Source organism: Salinisphaera sp. T31B1 (assembly GCF_040361275.1).
Classification (GTDB): Bacteria; Pseudomonadota; Gammaproteobacteria; order Nevskiales; family Salinisphaeraceae; genus Salinisphaera.
Map to the genome: position 1 here is coordinate 668329 of NZ_APNH01000001.1, position 17085 is coordinate 685413.

Annotated in this window: 18 protein-coding genes; 11 read left to right on the forward strand and 7 right to left on the reverse strand. The window is 65.8% G+C overall.

What is annotated here, in order from left to right:
• On the forward strand, positions 1 to 1809 hold the full coding sequence (locus T31B1_RS03065; RefSeq protein ID WP_353247987.1) for a monovalent cation:proton antiporter-2 (CPA2) family protein: 1809 nt from the start codon (positions 1 to 3) through the stop codon (positions 1807 to 1809).
• A gap of 267 nt (positions 1810 to 2076) precedes the next feature.
• Here the strand turns inward: T31B1_RS03065 and T31B1_RS03070 are convergent, their stop codons facing one another.
• Positions 2077 to 2955, reverse strand: a complete 879-nt coding sequence (locus T31B1_RS03070) for a phosphatase PAP2 family protein (protein WP_353247988.1) — start codon at positions 2953 to 2955, stop codon at positions 2077 to 2079.
• A gap of 60 nt (positions 2956 to 3015) precedes the next feature.
• On the opposite strand from T31B1_RS03070, the gene T31B1_RS03075 reads away from it, so the two are divergent.
• Positions 3016 to 3807 carry a DUF1206 domain-containing protein gene (locus tag T31B1_RS03075; RefSeq protein WP_353247989.1) on the forward strand — a complete coding sequence of 264 codons (792 nt, stop codon included), beginning with the start codon at positions 3016 to 3018 and terminating at the stop codon, positions 3805 to 3807.
• 9 nt (positions 3808 to 3816) lie between these two features.
• Here the strand turns inward: T31B1_RS03075 and queA are convergent, their stop codons facing one another.
• Positions 3817 to 4845 (reverse strand): tRNA preQ1(34) S-adenosylmethionine ribosyltransferase-isomerase QueA, encoded by a 1029-nt coding sequence (gene queA / locus T31B1_RS03080; protein ID WP_353247990.1) that lies wholly within the window; start codon positions 4843 to 4845, stop codon positions 3817 to 3819.
• A gap of 229 nt (positions 4846 to 5074) precedes the next feature.
• On the opposite strand from queA, the gene T31B1_RS03085 reads away from it, so the two are divergent.
• From T31B1_RS03085 to mscL, 3 genes are all read left to right on the forward strand, one after another.
• Positions 5075 to 5716 (forward strand): glutathione S-transferase N-terminal domain-containing protein, encoded by a 642-nt coding sequence (locus tag T31B1_RS03085; RefSeq protein ID WP_353247991.1) that lies wholly within the window; start codon positions 5075 to 5077, stop codon positions 5714 to 5716.
• Between the two features lie 13 nt (positions 5717 to 5729).
• Positions 5730 to 6146, forward strand: coding sequence for a glycine zipper family protein (locus T31B1_RS03090; protein ID WP_353247992.1), 417 nt, complete (start codon positions 5730 to 5732; stop codon positions 6144 to 6146).
• Positions 6147 to 6245: 99 nt separating this feature from the next.
• Complete coding sequence (gene mscL, locus T31B1_RS03095; RefSeq protein WP_353247993.1) at positions 6246 to 6674, forward strand: large-conductance mechanosensitive channel protein MscL; 429 nt, start codon at positions 6246 to 6248, stop codon at positions 6672 to 6674.
• Positions 6675 to 6693: 19 nt separating this feature from the next.
• Here the strand turns inward: mscL and T31B1_RS03100 are convergent, their stop codons facing one another.
• On the reverse strand, positions 6694 to 7170 hold the full coding sequence (locus T31B1_RS03100) for an SRPBCC family protein (RefSeq protein ID WP_353247994.1): 477 nt from the start codon (positions 7168 to 7170) through the stop codon (positions 6694 to 6696).
• Positions 7171 to 7420: 250 nt separating this feature from the next.
• Here T31B1_RS03100 and T31B1_RS03105 point away from each other — a divergent pair, with 250 nt between their 5' ends.
• Together T31B1_RS03105 and T31B1_RS03110 are read left to right on the forward strand one after the other, a co-directional pair.
• Positions 7421 to 7798 carry a hypothetical protein gene (locus T31B1_RS03105; RefSeq protein WP_353247995.1) on the forward strand — a complete coding sequence of 126 codons (378 nt, stop codon included), beginning with the start codon at positions 7421 to 7423 and terminating at the stop codon, positions 7796 to 7798.
• Between the two features lie 51 nt (positions 7799 to 7849).
• Complete coding sequence (locus T31B1_RS03110; protein WP_353247996.1) at positions 7850 to 9370, forward strand: protein adenylyltransferase SelO; 1521 nt, start codon at positions 7850 to 7852, stop codon at positions 9368 to 9370.
• Positions 9371 to 9603: 233 nt separating this feature from the next.
• Here T31B1_RS03110 and T31B1_RS03115 read toward each other — a convergent pair whose 3' ends face one another.
• The gene (locus tag T31B1_RS03115) at positions 9604 to 10725 is read right to left on the reverse strand and encodes an enoyl-CoA hydratase/isomerase family protein (RefSeq protein ID WP_353247997.1); all 1122 of its coding nucleotides are present in this window, start codon (positions 10723 to 10725) and stop codon (positions 9604 to 9606) included.
• 182 nt (positions 10726 to 10907) lie between these two features.
• Between T31B1_RS03115 and T31B1_RS03120 the strand changes: the two genes are divergently transcribed.
• Positions 10908 to 11162 (forward strand): Lpp/OprI family alanine-zipper lipoprotein, encoded by a 255-nt coding sequence (locus tag T31B1_RS03120; RefSeq protein ID WP_353247998.1) that lies wholly within the window; start codon positions 10908 to 10910, stop codon positions 11160 to 11162.
• 139 nt (positions 11163 to 11301) lie between these two features.
• Complete coding sequence (locus tag T31B1_RS03125; protein ID WP_353247999.1) at positions 11302 to 12693, forward strand: amidase; 1392 nt, start codon at positions 11302 to 11304, stop codon at positions 12691 to 12693.
• 123 nt (positions 12694 to 12816) lie between these two features.
• Here T31B1_RS03125 and T31B1_RS03130 read toward each other — a convergent pair whose 3' ends face one another.
• The 3 genes from T31B1_RS03130 to T31B1_RS03140 all read right to left on the reverse strand — a co-directional run bounded on the left by T31B1_RS03130 (position 12817) and on the right by T31B1_RS03140 (position 14691).
• Entirely contained in the window at positions 12817 to 13764 is a 948-nt protein-coding gene (locus T31B1_RS03130) for a L,D-transpeptidase family protein (RefSeq protein ID WP_353248000.1), read from the reverse strand.
• A gap of 70 nt (positions 13765 to 13834) precedes the next feature.
• Positions 13835 to 14482 (reverse strand): pyridoxamine 5'-phosphate oxidase, encoded by a 648-nt coding sequence (gene pdxH, locus T31B1_RS03135; protein WP_353248001.1) that lies wholly within the window; start codon positions 14480 to 14482, stop codon positions 13835 to 13837.
• Positions 14482 to 14691 carry a dodecin gene (locus T31B1_RS03140; protein WP_353248002.1) on the reverse strand — a complete coding sequence of 70 codons (210 nt, stop codon included), beginning with the start codon at positions 14689 to 14691 and terminating at the stop codon, positions 14482 to 14484. Before T31B1_RS03140 ends, pdxH begins: the two co-directional genes overlap by 1 nt.
• A gap of 133 nt (positions 14692 to 14824) precedes the next feature.
• Between T31B1_RS03140 and T31B1_RS03145 the strand changes: the two genes are divergently transcribed.
• Together T31B1_RS03145 and prpC are read left to right on the forward strand one after the other, a co-directional pair.
• Positions 14825 to 15811 carry a YhdH/YhfP family quinone oxidoreductase gene (locus tag T31B1_RS03145; RefSeq protein ID WP_353248003.1) on the forward strand — a complete coding sequence of 329 codons (987 nt, stop codon included), beginning with the start codon at positions 14825 to 14827 and terminating at the stop codon, positions 15809 to 15811.
• 56 nt (positions 15812 to 15867) lie between these two features.
• Positions 15868 to 16998, forward strand: coding sequence for a bifunctional 2-methylcitrate synthase/citrate synthase (gene prpC / locus T31B1_RS03150; protein ID WP_353248004.1), 1131 nt, complete (start codon positions 15868 to 15870; stop codon positions 16996 to 16998).
• Positions 16999 to 17085 lie beyond the last annotated feature (87 nt).

The following is a 17085-nucleotide window of genomic DNA, read 5'->3' on the forward strand; positions in this document are numbered from 1 at the left end:
GTGGGCGCGTTACTCGAAGAGATTGCCATCTTTCTGGCGGCCGCAGTTATCGCGGTGCCGATCGCCCAGCGGCTCGGTCTGGGGTCGGTGCTTGGTTATCTGATCGCGGGCGTGGTCATCGGGCCGTGGGCGCTGGGCCTGATCGCCGAAGTCGAGCAGGTCATGCATATCGCCGAGTTCGGCGTGGTGCTGTTGCTGTTCATCATTGGCCTGGAGATGCAGCCGCGACGGCTGTGGGCGCTGCGCAAGACCATCATCGGTCTGGGCGGGCTGCAGGTCGCGGCCACCGCCGCCGCGCTGGCGCTCGCCGCGGCCAGCGTCATGCAGTTGCCCTTCGCCCCGGCGCTGGTCGCAGGGCTGGCCCTGGCGCTGTCGTCGACGGCCTTCGCGCTGCAACTGCTGTCCGAGCGCGGTGAGTTGACCGCCAAGCACGGGCGCGCAGCGTTCGCGATCCTGCTGTTCCAGGATCTGGCCGTGATCCCCATTCTCGCACTGCTGCCGCTGCTGACTTATGGCAGCGAATCGGTCAGCTTCATCGGCGCGGTGCTCGAGACCGCCAAGATCGCGGCCGTGCTCGGTGCCATGGTGGTGGGCGGTCATTATCTGCTGCGCCCGATCTTCCGTTTGGTCGCGGCCACCCGCATGCCCGAGATTTTCACGGCGATGACCCTGCTGATCGTGGTCGGCACCGCGGTGGTGATGGAAGCCACCGGTGTATCGGTCGCGCTTGGTGCGTTCGTGGCCGGTGTGCTGCTGGCCGACTCGGAATACCGGCACGAACTGGAAGCCAACGTCGAACCGTTCAAGGATCTGCTCATCGGTCTGTTCTTCATCTCGGTGGGCATGTCGATCAACCTCGGGCTGATCATTGCCCAGCCGCTCTACCTGCTTGCGCTCACGCTCGGTCTGATCGGGCTCAAGGCAGCGATCCTGTTCGTGCTCGCGCGGCGCAACGGTCTGAGCTGGGCCGCGTCGCGCAGCTTGGCGGCCTATCTGCCGCAGGGCGGCGAATTCGCGTTCGTGATTCTGTCCACGGCGGTCGCGGGCGGCCTGTTCGTCCAGCCCGAAGCCGATCTGCTGGTCGCAACGGTCACGTTGTCGATGGTCGGCACGCCGCTTTTGGTGGGGCTGGTCTCGCTCTACAACCGGCTGCGTACGAAAAAGACCGAGCCCGCCTTCGATCGTATCGAGACCTCCGAACACCCGGTGATCATTGCCGGCTTCGGCCGCGTCGGCCAGATTGTGGCCCGCGTGCTGAGGGCCAAGCATATCGGTTTCACTGCGCTGGAGATCAATCCCGACCAGGTCGATTTCGTGCGCAAGTACGGCAATAAGGTCTACTACGGTGACGCCTCGCGGCTGGACCTGCTGCGTGCAGCACGGGCCGAGGAGGCCCAGCTGTTCGTGCTCGCCATCGACGACGAGGCAGCATCCATTCGAACCGCGCAGACCGTGCGTTCGCATTTCCCAGAGCTCAAGATCGTGGCCCGGGCGCGCAACCGGCATCATGCCTACGAGCTGATGGATCTGGGTATCACCGTGCTACAGCGCGAGACGTTTCTGTCCAGCCTGGAGCTGGCCGGCGATGCAATGAAGGCGCTGGGGCTCAAGTCCGACGAGATCGACCGAGCCAAGCGCCTGTTTCGCAGCCATGACGAAAAGCGCCTGTTCGAGCATCACGACGCCGCCGATGACGAAACGCGCTATGCCAAACTGGTGATGCAGGCCGCCGCCGAGCTGGAGGAACAGTTCGAACGCGATGCGCGCGAACATGCCGGTGAAGACGAGCCGCAGGCCAGGCGGGCCTGACGGGTGGTCTGGCCCGGCCACGTCGTCCGGCGCGGGGCGCGGGCGTCGGGGCCTGTTTTACCAGGCAGGCGTATCGGGCCATCGCCGGGTGCCCATAAGTTACCGCCGGAGCGCGGTCGATCGACGATCGAGATACGGCCTGGGCCGTGTGCTCTGCCCCGGCGGCACGGTACGGAGCGGTCCTGAGGTAATCGGATCGGGCCGGCTCATGGGCCAAGTCGCGATGCAGCTCGGCAAGCACCGCCGTGGCCTGCCTGCGATCACACGCTAGCCGGCCAGCAGACCGCGTTCGCGTCGCCGCTCGTTAAGATACTCGGTCAGTGCAAAGCCCGACAGCAGCCAGAAGCCGCCGACCAGCAACCCGGCAGCGATATCGCTGGCGAAATGCACCGACAGGATCGCCCGGCTGGCCGCGATCAGCGCGATCAGTGCGCAGCCCCAGTAACCTACCTCGAAGCGTCGCCATACCCCGGGCAGATCGCGGGCTATGGCATAGATGATGAAACCGTAGACCGCGATCGCGCCAGTGGCATGGCCGCTGGGGAACGACGGCGTCGACGCACTGGCAAAGGTCAGAAAATCCGGCCGGTCGCGGTCGATCGCGTACTTGCCGATATAAGTGAGCGTCTGCGAGCCGATGACGGTCAGCAGCAGGCCGGGAATATACTGGCTGCGGCGGTCGGCCCAGAGAAAACCGGTGGCCACGATGGTGATGGCGATCAGCGTCTCCAGATTGGCCAGCGCGGTAATCGCACCGACCAGATGCAGGAACGTCGGATCACGCAGTACGTTGAGCGCCACATTGACCTGCTGATCGAACTGGGTGAGTTCCTCGCCTTCGAACAGATCCTCCAGCAGGCCGCCGCCGAGAAACACGAGATAGACCGCCAGCGCGGTCATCAACGTGAGCGGCAGGCCGGAAAACCGGTCCACGGCCAGGCGTCGCGCGACGAATGCGCTCGTACGGGGCAGACGTTGCTGAATGGCGTGGAGCAACCGGCGCCGGCGGGCCAGGCCGGTGATGCCGCGGCCCAGCCGCGGCCCGGAGAAGGCGATTGCCCGCCACAGCCACCAGGCCAAGATATGGCCGGCCACGAGCAGCCCGATCAGGCCGGCCAGCAACTGCCAGAACGGCAATGGCGTCATGTAATACACGAAAAAGGATACGCTGTACTCAGTATAGCCTCGTTAACCCGGGTTTTTAGAATGGATGCCACACGAATGGCCGTGCGCTGGATCGCGCGGGCGGGCTACGGCGCGCGCGGCCTGGTGTATCTCGCCGTGGGTGTGCTGGCGCTGCATGCCGCGCTGGAATTCGAGGAGGCGCGCGATGTGCGCGGCGCCATGCGCGAGATCAATCAGCACGCCGGTGGCACGATGGTGCTTGTGGGGCTGGCAGTCGGCCTGGCGGCCTACGGCATCTGGCGCCTGGTGCAGACGCTGCTCGATGTCGACGATCATGGCTGGAACCCGCGGGCGCTGGCGGTGCGCGGGGGGCTGCTGGTCAGCGCCGTGCTGCATGCCTCGCTGGCCTGGGGGTGTCTGCAGATTGCGCTGCAGTGGTCGACCAGCGGCAGCAAGCCGGTCCAGCACGCGGTCGCACGCACGCTGGAGTGGCCCTACGGTCGTCCGCTGGTCGTGGTCGGCGGTGTGGTCGTGGTCGGCGCGGGTATCGCGCATCTGAGCAAGGCCGCCCGAGGCGGGTTCCGGAAATGGTTCGATGCGTCGCCCACGGCCATGCGCTGGATCGATCCGGTCAGCCGCTTCGGGTTGAGCGCCCGCGGCCTGCTGTTTCTGGGCATGGGCGCCTTTGTCGTGTATTCGGCGATCACGCTCGATGCCTCCGACGCGCGCGGTATCGAAGGCGTGATGCTCTGGATCCAGGAGCGGGTCTACGGGCGTGTCCTGCTGGGCGTGCTTTCGCTCGGGGTGATTGCCTTTGGCGCCTACAGCATCATCGAAGCGTTCGTGCGCCGTGTGGGCCTGGGCGGCTATTGAACCGGCCGCTCAGGCGATGAGCATTGCATCGCCATAGCTCAGAAATCGATATTCGGCGCGTTTGGCGTGTTCGTAGGCAGCCAGAATCGTGTCCCGGCCGGCAAACGCGCTGACCAGCATCAACAGACTCGACTGCGGCTCGTGGAAGTTGGTCAGCATCGCATTGACCACGTGAAAACGATCGCCTGGGGTGAGAAACAGCGCGGTTTCGCCCTCGTACGGCCGGAGTTCGCCCTCTGCGCCCGGTTGCCGAGCCGCACTTTCGAGCGTGCGTACCACGGTCGTGCCGACGGCTACGATCCGGCCGCCGGCGGCCCGCGTGGTCGCGATGCGTTTGCACAGCGATTCGGTGACCCGGATCCGTTCGGCGTGCAGGCGCTGGTCGCGCACGTCGCCTTCGCGCAGGCGCTGATAAGTGCCCGAGCCGACATGCAGCGTCACGTAATCCGTGCCCACGCCGCGTTCGTCGAGCGCGTCGAGCAGGGCACGGTCGAAATGCAGTCCGGCCGTGGGTGCGGCCACGGCACCGTCATGGCGGGCCCAGACGGTCTGGTAGCGGCTGCGGTCGCCCGTCGTATCGGCGCGGCGAATATAAGGCGGCAGCGGGATATGACCTTCGGCGTCGAGCAGCCCGGCGATGCTGTCGCCGTCGATCAGGCTGAGCGTATAGAGCTCGCCTTCGCGCGCATCGACGCCCAGCCTGTGACCGCCGATGGTGATCGTCACACCGGCCCGTGGTGGCTTGTTGGCGCGAATCTTGGCTGAAATACGGCCGCTGTCGAGCACCCGTTCGAGCATCACCTCAACGCGCCCGCCACTGTCCTTATATCCGAACAGACGGGCGGCCAGTACACGCGTGTCGTTGAAGACCAGCAGATCGCCCGGGGCCAGCAGCGCCGGCAGATCGACGATCTGCCGATCGGCTCGCGCGGAGCCGTCGCGTGCGACGTGCAGCAGACGCGAATCGCTCCGACGGGCCAGCGGCTGCTGGGCGATACGAGCCTCGGGCAGATCGTAGTCGAAGTCGCGCTTGTCCATGGGCGGCCATTCGCCGAAAGATCGGATCAGGGCGCGGATTCTGGCCAGTCGCGGCGATGGCGGCAAGTCGCTGCGGCATTCAGGTACCGTTCGTCAAAAGCCGTAGAATGAATACGGGTGAGCGGGAATGGCTCCTGTCGGCTGTCGACGTGCTCCGTTCCACGCTTGCCACCCCGCCCGGGGCGGGCGCGCCGCACGCGACGCCCGGGCGTCCACCCATGCCGAGGCGATGCTGCAACTCTACGAATACGAAGGCTGCCCGTTCTGCCGCTTGGTGCGTGAGACACTCACCGAGCTAGATATCGCCGTGCTGATCCTTCCGTGCCCGCGCGGTGGCTCACGATTCCGACCGCTGGCCAGAGCGGTCGGCGGCCGCGAGCAGTTTCCGCTGCTGGTCGACGACGATACCGATACCGTGCTCTACGAATCCGGCGAGATCATCGCTTATCTGCGTTCGCGGTATGGCCAGCGTCGGCCGCAAGGCGTTGTCTCGCCGGGGTGGCCGCCGCGGCTGGCCTCAACGGCGTTATGCCACGCCGAGACTCCGCGGCGGGCCATGCCAGCGCAGCCGCTGGAGCTTTACGGCGTCGACACGAGCCCGGGTTCGCGCGGCGTGCGCGAGACCTTGTGCACGCTGGAGCTGGCCTATGTAAGGCACAACGCGGGCGAGGCACGCCATGCCGACGAAAAGCCGTCGGGAATGCGACAACGCAGGTGTGCGCATGCGCCGGCCGAGCAGCGCAATTGTACGGCCACGGTCGCACAGACCGGGGCTGAGCAGCGGGCCTGTCTGATCGACCCCAACACGGGCATATGCCTGTACGAATCAGCGGATATCGACGGTTATCTGCATCGCACCTACGGGCCCTGACACAGGAGTTTTCATGGACAAGCGTTTTCAATGGGTGATGGGCTGCGCGCTGGTGCTGGTCCTGGCGGGCTGTGCCAGCCAGAAGCCGGTGCTCTATCCCAACGCCACCCTCAACCAGCGGGGCCAGGCGGCCGGTGATCAGGCCATCCAGGGCTGCATGCATCGCGCCCAGGCGGCAGGTCTGGATTATTCCAAGGGCGGTACCGTGCGGCGCACGGCCGAAAGCGGCGCGGTCGGCGGTGCCGGTGGCGCCGTGGCCGGGGCGATCTACGGCAGCGTTGGCCGCGGAGCGGCCGCAGGCGCAGCCGGCGGGGCGACTGCAGGGCTGATCCGCAGCCTGTTCGCGCGCAACGATCCTGCGCCGGTCTACCGGTCGTATGTCAATCGCTGTTTGGCCGAGCAGGGTTACGAGCCGATCGGCTGGAACTGAAAGCGCCGGCGGCATCCGCGCTCGGATGATCGAGATAGCGCCGGTCGGTGACTAGCGCTATCTTGAGCGTGGTCGCGTGGACCGCAACAGGGGTTTGTCATGAGCTTTCTAGGCGAATTCAAGGCATTTGCCGTGCGCGGCAATGTCATCGATCTGGCCGTGGGTCTGGTCATCGGCTCGGCGTTCGGCAAGATCGTATCGTCGCTGGTCGCCGATATCATTTCGCCGCCGCTGGGCATCCTGATCGGCGGGGTCGATTTCTCCAACCTGAGCCTGACGTTGCGCCAGGCGGCCGGCGATACGCCTGCGGTGACGTTGAATTACGGCCTGTTCATTCAGACGATCATCAGCTTCATCATCGTCGCTTTCGCGATCTTCGTGGTGGTACGCGCCATCAATTCGCTCAAGCGCAAGGAAGCCGAAGCACCGAGCGCGCCGCCGGCGCCCTCCAAGGAAGAACTGCTGCTGACCGAAATACGCGACGCGCTGCGCCAGCAGAATGCGGCGGGCCGGACAGATCAGCCGTGATCGGTACGTACGGCGGGCGCTAGCGCAACCGCCGGGCCCATACGCGCAGCGCGAGGGCATAGCCGATTGCCATCTGACGAGCAATGGCGATCTCCACCGGGGTTGTCGCAACTCGGGTGGTGGCCCGCAGACGCGATGTCCAGTGCACCCGACAGCGTGCGCCCTGTTGGCCGAGCGGCTCGATGAGCAGACGCGCACCGATATGCTCGATCGGCAGCGGCGATTCGATGATGCGATAGGCCATCGATACGCCGGGACGATATTCGGTGATTCGCTCGACGAACGTCGCACCGGGCAGGCGCAGCACGCGTTCGGCGCCGACGCCGTTGCGCTCCGGGTGGCCTTCGACGCGCAGCTCTGCCGAACGTATGCCGGGCAGCCTGGCGTAGCCGGCGTGATCGGCAATCACATCGAAGGCGGTGGCGGCGTCGGTTTCGAAGATCCGGTCGACGTGAAGACTCTGCATGAGACAGGGCAGGTGCGATTTTGCGCGCATGCTATCGCGTTTGGCCGCGCTTGCGCAGAGCCAGCGGTTACACCGTACGGGCTCGGTGGATGACCCCGACGCGGAGCAATACAGGCGCCGGTATTCTGTTTCGGTCGAAGGACGGTTTTCACCCGGGTGGTTTGCCTGTGCGGCCTGCGCTCGTTGCACCCTGCTGGAGAGGTTTCGCGACGGTGCAACAGCATGCCGCCACGCGGGTTTTGTTCTAGACTGAAGCGGTCTACAACTTGGGGGAAATGCCATGAAGGGTCGATGCACCCGAGGCGCGCAGGCTGCCGCGCTGTGTCTGAGTTTCCTGGCCGGCGGCTGTGTCATCAGCCAGCCGGAGCCGCGCAGCGTCGGCCCGCTCGACGAGCCGATTGACGCATTCGAAGCCGTCGGCGCGCCCGATCGTAGCGGCGGCGCCCCGCAGAGCGACCGTGATCTGCTGTCCACCGATATCCAGCGCCTGCAGAATGCCCGCGAGACCTATGAAAACGAGCAGCGTCGGCTGAGCGCCGAGCGACAGCGCGAGCAGGCCGAATGCCGGCAGCGACCGGACTCGCGCCAGGTACAGATCCAGGACGGCACCGGCGATCCGGCCGCCACCTATTGCCAGCCGGCCGACGAGGATCGTTAGCCTGGCGGCCGAACGCTTGCACCCGCGGCTGATCGTCGCCATGTTGAAGACATGAGCGATACTGCCGATTCCTGTTCCAAGACCGATGTGTTCGACCTGGCATGGGTCAATCGACAGGCCGCGCTGGGCGAGCCGTGGTTTTTCGCCCAGCAGCCCAGTCCGCTGGGTTCGCCGTATCCGATCGTGTTCAACGACGATGTCGCCGCGCTGCTGGATATCGATGGCGACGCCGCGCGCGCCAGTGGTTATGCCCAGGTGCTGTCGGGCAATCAGGTGCCGCCAGGCGCGGCGCCGGTCTCGCATCGCTACGGCGGCCATCAGTTCGGCGTATGGGCAGGCCAGCTCGGCGATGGCCGTGCGATTACGCTCGGCGACATTCGCAACAGCCGTGGCGAGCGATACGAGATTCAGCTCAAGGGGGCCGGTAAGACGCCGTTTTCCCGCTTTGCCGACGGGCGTGCGGTGCTGCGCTCGGCGGTGCGGGAGTATCTGGCCAGCGAGGCGCTGGCTGCGCTGAACATTCCCACCACGCGTGCGCTGGCCATCGTCGGCAGCGACGATCCGGTGTATCGGGAAACCGTGGAGACCGCCGCGGTCATGACCCGGGTCGCACCGAGTCTCGTGCGCTTCGGCAGCTTCGAGCTGCTGTTCGAAGGCCGTCGCTTCGACGATCTAGCGCCCCTGGCCGACCACGTCATCGAAGGCCATTTCCCGCAGCTGGCCGATATCGACGACGAGCGAGACCGGCACAAGGCCTGGATCGAGCGGGTCATCGAACTCACCGCCGAGCTTATCGCCGACTGGCAGGCGGTGGGTTTCTGTCACGGCGTGCTCAATACCGACAACATGTCGGTATTGGGGCTGACGCTCGACTATGGCCCGTACGGCTTCATGGACAGCTTCGATCCGGGCTGGATCTGCAATCACACCGATCAGGCCGGCCGCTATGCCTATGATCAGCAGCCCCATGTCGGGCTTTGGAATCTGGGCCGGTTCGTGCAGTCGGTGCTGCCCTTGCTGTCGGGCGTGCCCGACGACGCGGTGGCCATGGGGCAACAGTTGCTAACGCGTTATCGCCAGCACTACGACCGTGCCTACATGGCACGTATGCGTGCCAAGCTCGGCCTGCTCGATGAACGCGATGCCGACCGTGCGCTTATCGAATCGCTGCTCAGGACGATGGCGCGTGACGGCGCCGATTTCACCCGTACATTCCGGGCGCTCGGTCATGTCTCGGCCGCCCCGCAGGCCGTCGATGCGCCGTTCGTGGATGAATTTGCCGATCGCGCGGCCGCCTCGGCATGGCTGGCCGACTGGCGGGCACGGCTTGGCCAGACCGACGCCGACGACGCGCCGCGGGCCGAGCGCATGGCGCTGACCAACCCCAAGTTCATCCTGCGCAATTATCTGGCCCAGAACGCGATCGATCGCGCCGCCGAGGGCGATACCGCGGAGATCGAGCGATTGCACGCGGTGCTGCGCCACCCGTTCGACGAACAGCCCGAATACGAGGCCTACGCCAGACTACCGCCCGACTGGGCACGCGGACTGGTGCTCAGCTGTTCGTCATAGGCTCCGGCGTTGGCCGGCTACGGGCATTCACCCCGTGGATCGACGGGCGCTGCCGGTGGCTGCGCATTCCGGCCGCCGTAGCCGATGGATCACCGGCGGCCGTTCAGCCTGCCGCGAGCACCCGTGGACCGCCCTGCGGCCGGCTGTCGTCACAAGCCGTCGAGCCGGCCTGGGTCACGGCCGCTGACGTCGCCCGGTGCGCGTTGTGCGCCGGCAAAGACGGGCCCGGCCGCTCAGGGTTTGACGTCCGGTAAGTCCTTGAGCGGATGATCGCCGTCCCAGGGGGCTCGAAAATGGGCGTCGACATAGTCGGCCGGGACTTCGGAGACCGATTCGAAATGCCAATGAGGTTGGCGATCCTTGTCCACGAGCAGGGCGCGTACGCCCTCGGCGAAATCGGGATGGCGACAGCACTGCAGCGCCATCCGCAATTCGCGCATGACGGCCTGCTTGAGCGACAGATAGCGTCCGTCGCGCAGCTGGCGAGCGATGAGATGCGCACTGACCGGACAGCCACCGTCAAGGTTGGCCGCGGATTCAGCCAGCCAGGGGTCGTCGCTGGCCACCAGCTTGCGGATGCTGCTTACGATGCCCGCGAGCGTGGCGGCATCGGTGGCCTCGCGGATGGTCGCGGCATGGGCCAGGAGCCGCGACTCGGCCAGTGTCGGCGGGCGTTCCTGGGAGAAGCGCCGTAGCACACGCGACACAGCGCTATGCGGCGCGCTCCAGTCGTCGATTCGTGCCAGGGCGGCCAGCACTTCGTCATGGGCGGCGTGTTCGATGGCACGGTCGGCCAGGCCGGCGACCAGCGCATCTTCGCCGGCCAGGGTTGCGCCGGTCAGCGCCACAAACAGGCCGAGACGCGGTGGCATGCGATTGAAAAACCAGGTCGCGCCACAGTCGGGGAACAGCCCGATCCTGATTTCGGGCATGGCCAGCGCCGAGGTTTCGGTCACCACGCGGTGTGATGCGCCCGAGAACACGCCCATGCCACCGCCCATGACCAGCCCGTGTCCCCAGGCCAGACAGGGCGTGGAAAGCATGTGAATGGCATGACAGAGGCGGTACTCCAGCGTGAGAAACCGGCTCGGATAATCCGGATCGCCCTGGCCGGTCATGCTTTTATAGAGCGCCACGATATGGCCGCCGGCACAGAAGGCGCGAGTATCGGCCGAGCGGATCACGATACAGGCGATATCGGTATCGGCATCCCAGGCCAGCAGCTGGCGGTAGAGCGGCTCGAGCATGTCGAGCGTCAAGGCGTTCAACGCCGCCGGATTGTTGAGGGTCACCAGCGCCAGGCGCTTGCCGGTGGCGGCTTCGCGTTCTTCGAACAGGATCAGGTCGTCGCTCATCGGTCTCGTGCTCGCCAGAATGGTCGATCGGCGTCGTGGGCTGCGAATGCTCGCCTGATTGTGCGCCGCCGGGCAAGTCTGTGTTTTGCACGTAATCTACAAACTGATGCGGCTGTGATAATTTATCTGACGCTGCCGGGCGTTTTCCGGCGATTCTTCGAAAAGAAACAGGAGTTTTGATTATGACCAAAACGCTGCTGAAATCCGCGTTCGTGATTGGCGTTGTCGCTGCGGCGGCTGGCTGCGCGAGCAATGGGGACGCGACCCAGTCCCAGATCGACCAGGCCATGCGCAAGGCGGAGTCGGCCCAGACGACGGCCAACGAAGCGCAGCGTACGGCCAACCGTGCCATGCAGACCGCTCAGGAAGCCAAGTCCATGTCGCAGGCGAACTCGCAGCGCATCGAGCGCATGTTCGAGTCCTCGCAGCGCAAGTAAGCGCACGCGAGTCCTGCATGGCCCGGCTAGGGTCAGCGAAAAAACCCCGCCTGGTGCGGGGTTTTTTTTGGGCCGCCGTCCTGGCGGCGGCTCGCACGCCCGGCTGGCGATGCGGGGTCGATCCCGTCAGGATAGCGGCATGAATCTCGATGACTTCACCCTGGCCGGTATTGCGGCCGATTATCGAAACGGCGCGCTGAGCCCGCGTCAGGTGATCGAGCAGTGTCAGGCCAATTACGCCCGGCATGCACGTTCGCTGGATGCCTATCGCTACTGGGCCGGGCCGGGGCTGGCCGCTCAGGCGGATCTGGCTGCGCGTGCGTTCGAGTGCGGACACGATACCGGGCCATTGCAGGGCATGCCCTGCTCGGTGAAGGATATCTACGGCGTCGCCGGTATGGATATCTTTGCCGGCTCGCCGCGCGCGTTGCCCGATCCCTGGCAGCGGCCGGGACCGATGGTCCGGCGCTTGTCGCGCGAGCTGGCGATCGTCACCGGCAAGACCCATACGGTGGAGTTCGCCTATGGCGGGCTCGGCACCAACCCACACTGGCCGGTGCCCATCAACCCCTGGGATGTCGCTGCCGAACGCGTACCCGGCGGCTCCAGCGCCGGTGCGGGTGTCAGCCTCGCCACCGGCTCGGCGCTGGTCGCACTGGGCACCGATACCGCCGGCTCGGTGCGCGTACCGGCGAGCATGACCGGCCAGGTCGGGCTCAAGACCACGCACGGGCGCTGGTCGCTGGAAGGCATCGTGCCGCTGAGCCCTTCGCTGGATACCGCGGGGCTGCTTACGCGCACGGTGGCAGACATGACCTATGCCTTCGGCGCGTTCGATGGTACGCCCGTGCCGGAACGCGCCGAGGTCGCCGGTCTACGCATCGGCGTGCCCGACGGCTTCTTCTGGGACGACTGCGATGCCGGCGTAGCCGAAACCGTCACCTGCGCGCTCGAAGAACTCGAGCAAGCCGGCGCCCGTCGACAGACGCTCGAACTCGGCGGCGTCGAGGCGGCATTCGCCTGCTTTTGCGAAGGCGGACTGGTGCCGCCGGAACTCCACACGTTCCTGTCGCGCGAACTGCCGGAATGGATCGATACCCTCGATCCGATCGTCCGGCGGCGGCTGGATGCCGGCGCAGACCTGTCGGCCACCGAATATCTCGCGCGCAAACAGCGATTCGGCCGCCTGGGCGCCGAGGCCGCCGACCGGCTGGCCTCGGTCGATATGCTCGCCGTGCCCACCGTGGCCGTGACGCCGCCACGCCGGGCTGACGTGGTCGCGGGCGACGACTATGCGCGCTGCAACGTGCGCGCGTTGCGCAATACCTGTATCGCCAACCTGTTCGGCCTGTGTGCGCTCACCCTGCCGGTTGGCCGGGATCGTGCCGGCCTGCCCGTGGGGCTGATGCTGATGGCGCGGCCCTGGCAGGAGCCGGCGTTGCTGGCTGCCGCCGGCGCGATCGAGCGCTGTCTGGGCAGCTGCCGCGAGCGTCTGGGCACGCCGCCGCGCCTGGTTGGCGCAGCGGGCTGAGGCGAGCCGGAACACGCCCGGCCATCGTGCGAATACACCGGCCTCGGCCCGCGCCGACGCCGGGGGCGCACTCGGATCACGGACTCGGACGGAACACGGTCTGAGAAAAAGCCTCGGCCGGCCCTAGTTCGCGCCGACGCGCACGCCGATCGGTTCGGGTATGCCGTCGGCGGTCTCGACGACCTTCTGGGCACGGTCCCAGTCCACCGGGGCGTTGCCGTGGCTCTTGGTCGCGGCAATCAGTTCCTCGACCCAGGGCGTGTACGAACGCACGGGCGCATCGCCGTTGGCATCCGGCGGATGCGATTCGATATACAGCGTGCTGCCTTCCCAGCCGATCTTGTACGGCTGACTGATGATATTCACCGGCGTACCGGGATCGACCATCGAGAACAGCGCCGCGATGTCCTCCGGGTAGAGACGAATACAGCCGTGCGAGACCTTGAGCCCGATACCGGCCGGCTTGTTGGTGCCATGCAGCAGGTAGGAGGGCATGCCGAGATACAGCGCGTGCTGACCCAGGGGGTTGTCCGGGCTGGCAGGCACCACCGCGGGCAGCGGATCGCCGGCCTTGGCGTGCTCGGCGCGGATGGAACTCGGCGGTGTCCAGGTGGGGTCGGCTTTCTTGCGCACTACGGTGGTCTTGCCCAGCGGGGTCGACCAGCCCTCGCGGCCGATGCCCAGCGGGTAGGTGACGACCTTGCCGGCGTACTTGTGCCCCTTGGGCGGGAAGTAGTACACCCGCATTTCGGGAATATTGATGACCAGCCCGCGACGCGGTGCATCCGGCAGCACATAGCGCGTGGGGATGACCATGGGCGTGCCCTCGCCGGGCAGCCACGGGTCGACATCGGGGTTGGCCAGGCGCAGCTCGCGATAGCCCACGTTGTACTGACGTGCCAGCTTGACGAAGGTGTCGGACTCCTTGGTCTTGATGTGCTGCAGTTCGCCGACCAGATCGGAGTTGTCCGGTGGCATGTCGTAGACCGCCGCGATCGAGGGCGCTACAACGCTCAGGCTCGTGAGTAGCGCGGCGATAAGGCCCAGCGCGAACGATCGACACATCTTCATGGCGTTAAGTTATCCGGTAGGCGCGGACGCGCGTAATCGATATCAAGCCTGCCGTCCGACGTGGCGGCGATCAAGGGGCCAGGCGCTCGATTTGCCAGTGGTCGTCGTGCGCATCGCGCACGTACTGCAGGCGATCGTGAAGCCGGCTGCGTCGGGCCTGCCAGAATTCGATCGCATCGGGTACGAGCGCGTAGCCACCCCAGTGTTCGGGGCGTTCGACCGCGCGACCGGCGAAACGTGCCTCGGTTTCGGCCAGCCGCTGTTCGAGTTCGTCGCGGCCTGCCAGCACGCGGCTCTGCGGCGAGGCATGGGCACCGAGACGGCTGCCGCGCGAACGGTTCTCGAAATAGGCGTTCGAGGTATCGGCGTCGAGCTTGCGAACCCGGCCGGTAACGCGTACCTGACGTTCGCAGCGTTCCCACCAGAACACCAGGGCTGCGCGCGGGTGTGCGGCCAGGGCCCGCCCCTTGCGGCTGTCGTAATTGGTATAGAACCTGAAGCCGTCGATATCGAAGCCCTTGAGCAACACGATGCGCGCCGACGGATTGCCGTCGGCGTCCACCGTGGCCAGCGTCATCGCGGTGGGCTCGACCATGCCCGAGTTCCGGGCATGGTCGTACCAGTCGGCGAACAACGCCAGCGGGTCGGCGGGCACGCGTGACTCGACCAGATCGGCGCGATCCAGCGTACCCTGCCATGCGCTTGGCTGGTCGGCCATCAGTCTTCGAGCGTGAACCCGACCTTGACCGTGACCTGCCAGTGCGCGATCTCGCCGTTTTCGATATGACCGCGGGTGCCGGTGACCTGAAACCAGCGCATCTGCTTGATGGTCTTCGAGGCCTCGGAGATGGCCTTGCGTACGGCGTCTTCCTGGCTGGTTTCCGAAGAACCGGTCAGCTCGACCGACTTGTACACATTGTCGCTCATTGTGTTTCCAAAAAAGGTTGAGAAAGAGTCGGCAAGAGCCTACGCCGGCCGGCCGAACGGCTCAAGCGGCTGCCGAACAGGCGTTCGTTATGGTACAACGCGGCACTCACACTCGAACGTGGAAACCGCAATAATGAAAGCCATCCGGATTGTTGACACCGACAACGGCACCTCCGCCGATATCACCGACATGGAGATCGCAGACCTGTCCGACGGCAATGTCGTCATTCGGTCGCAGTACTCCTCGCTCAACTTCAAGGATGCGCTGGCGATCACGGGCAAGGGCAAGATTGCCCGCAAACGGCCGCTCAACGCCGGCATCGACGTGGCCGGTGTGGTCGAGGAAAGCGATGACGATCGCTTCGCGCCGGGCGACGAAGTCGTGGTGACCGGCTGGTTCTTGAGCGAGACCCGCGACGGCGGTCTGGCCGAATATGTGCGCGTGCCGGGTGATCTGGTGATCAAGCGCCCGGACGGGCTGAGCCTGTGGGAAACCATGGCGCTGGGCACGGCGGGCTTTACTGCCGGCATGGCGATCAAGCGCATGGAAGACAATTTCCAGACGCCCGCCGACGGGCCGGTCCTGGTCACCGGTGCAACCGGCGGTGTGGGCATGTTCGCTGTCGACCTGCTGGCACGGCGCGGCTATGAAGTGACCGCCGTCTCCCGCAAGGCCGACGCCGAAGGCGATTTCCTCAAGAAGCTGGGCGCGACCAACGTCATCACGCCCGATGCGCTCGATCTGGAGGGCAAGCCGCTGGGCAAGCCGGTCTACGCCGGCGCCATCGACTCGGTCGGTGCCGATCTGCTGGCCAACATCTGTGCCCAGATCCAGCCCTATGGCAACGTTGCCGCGATCGGGCTGGCCGGCGGGCCGAAACTGTCCACGACGGTGATGCCGTTCATTCTGCGCGGCGTCTCGCTGCTTGGCGTTCATTCGGTGGAGTGCCCGCAGGCGTGGCGCGAGCAGATCTGGGCCCAGCTGGCCGGTGAGCACAAGCCTGCCCATCTACAGACCATCGCCGCCGAAACCGTGGGTCTGGCCGAGGTCTTCGGTGTGTGTGACAAGATCATGGCCGGCGAGAACACCGGCCGTACGGTCGTCGATATCAACGCCTGAGCAAACCCGCACCGGTCGTCGAGGTCGACCGCAGCACGTTTTCGAGGAGCGATACGATGAGCAAGACCGAGAACAGCGCCGGCCTGGCCGGTGTGACCGCCGGCAAGACGGCGATCTGCACCGTCGGAAAGCAGGGCGTCGGCCTGACCTATCGCGGCTATCTGATTCAGGATCTGGCCGCCAAGGCCGAGTTCGAGGAAGTCGCCTATCTGATGCTCTACGGTGAGCTGCCCACAGCCGGGCAGCTCGACGACTACAAGCAGCGCTTGGCCGGCATGCGGGGCCTGCCCGACGCGGTCAGGACCGCACTCGAGTTGTTGCCTGCGAACACTCACCCGATGGATGTGATGCGTACCGGCGCCTCGGTGCTCGGTACCATCGAGCAGGAGAACGATCCGAGTCGCCAGCACGAGGTCGCCGATCGGCTGCTGGCGGCGTTCCCCTCGATGCTGCTTTACTGGTATCACTTCGTTGAATCCGGCAAGCGGATCGAGGTCGACACCGACGACGACAAGGTCGGCGCGCATTTTCTGCATCTGCTCCACGGAGAAGTGCCCTCCGAGGACGCAGTGCGCTGCATGTCCACCTCGCTGATCCTCTACGCCGAGCACGAGTTCAATGCCTCGACGTTCACCGCGCGGGTGATCACGGCAACGCTGAGTGACTTTTATTCGGCTGTAGTGGGGGCCATCGGCGCGCTGCGCGGCCCGCTGCACGGCGGGGCCAATGAGAAGGCCATGGAGCTGATCCAGACCTTCAAGGACCCCGACGACGCCGAGGCGGGTCTGAAGAGGATGCTGGCCGACAAGGAAAAGATCATGGGCTTCGGGCATCGCGTCTACAAGACCGGGGACCCGCGCAACGCCATCATCAAGGAATGGTCGGAAAAGCTTGCCGGCGACGACCCGTACAAGCGCAATCTGTATGCGATCTCCGAGCGCCTGGAGCAGGTCATGCAGGATGAAAAGGGCATGTTTCCCAACGCGGATTTCTACCATGCCACGGCGTATCACTTCCTGGGCATCCCGACGATGCTGTTCACGCCGATCTTCGTGATCTCGCGCTTGACCGGCTGGGGTGCGCACATCTTCGAACAGCGCGCCGACAACCGTCTCATCCGTCCCAACGCAGAATATGTCGGTCCGGCGGTGCGCGACTTCCGGCCGATCGAGCAGCGCGGCCGCTGATCGGCCGCGATTGCGCCGCCGGGCCGAACAGGCGCTATGATCGGTGACATAACAAACACAACGGCCTGTAGGCCGGGCAGGGGAGAT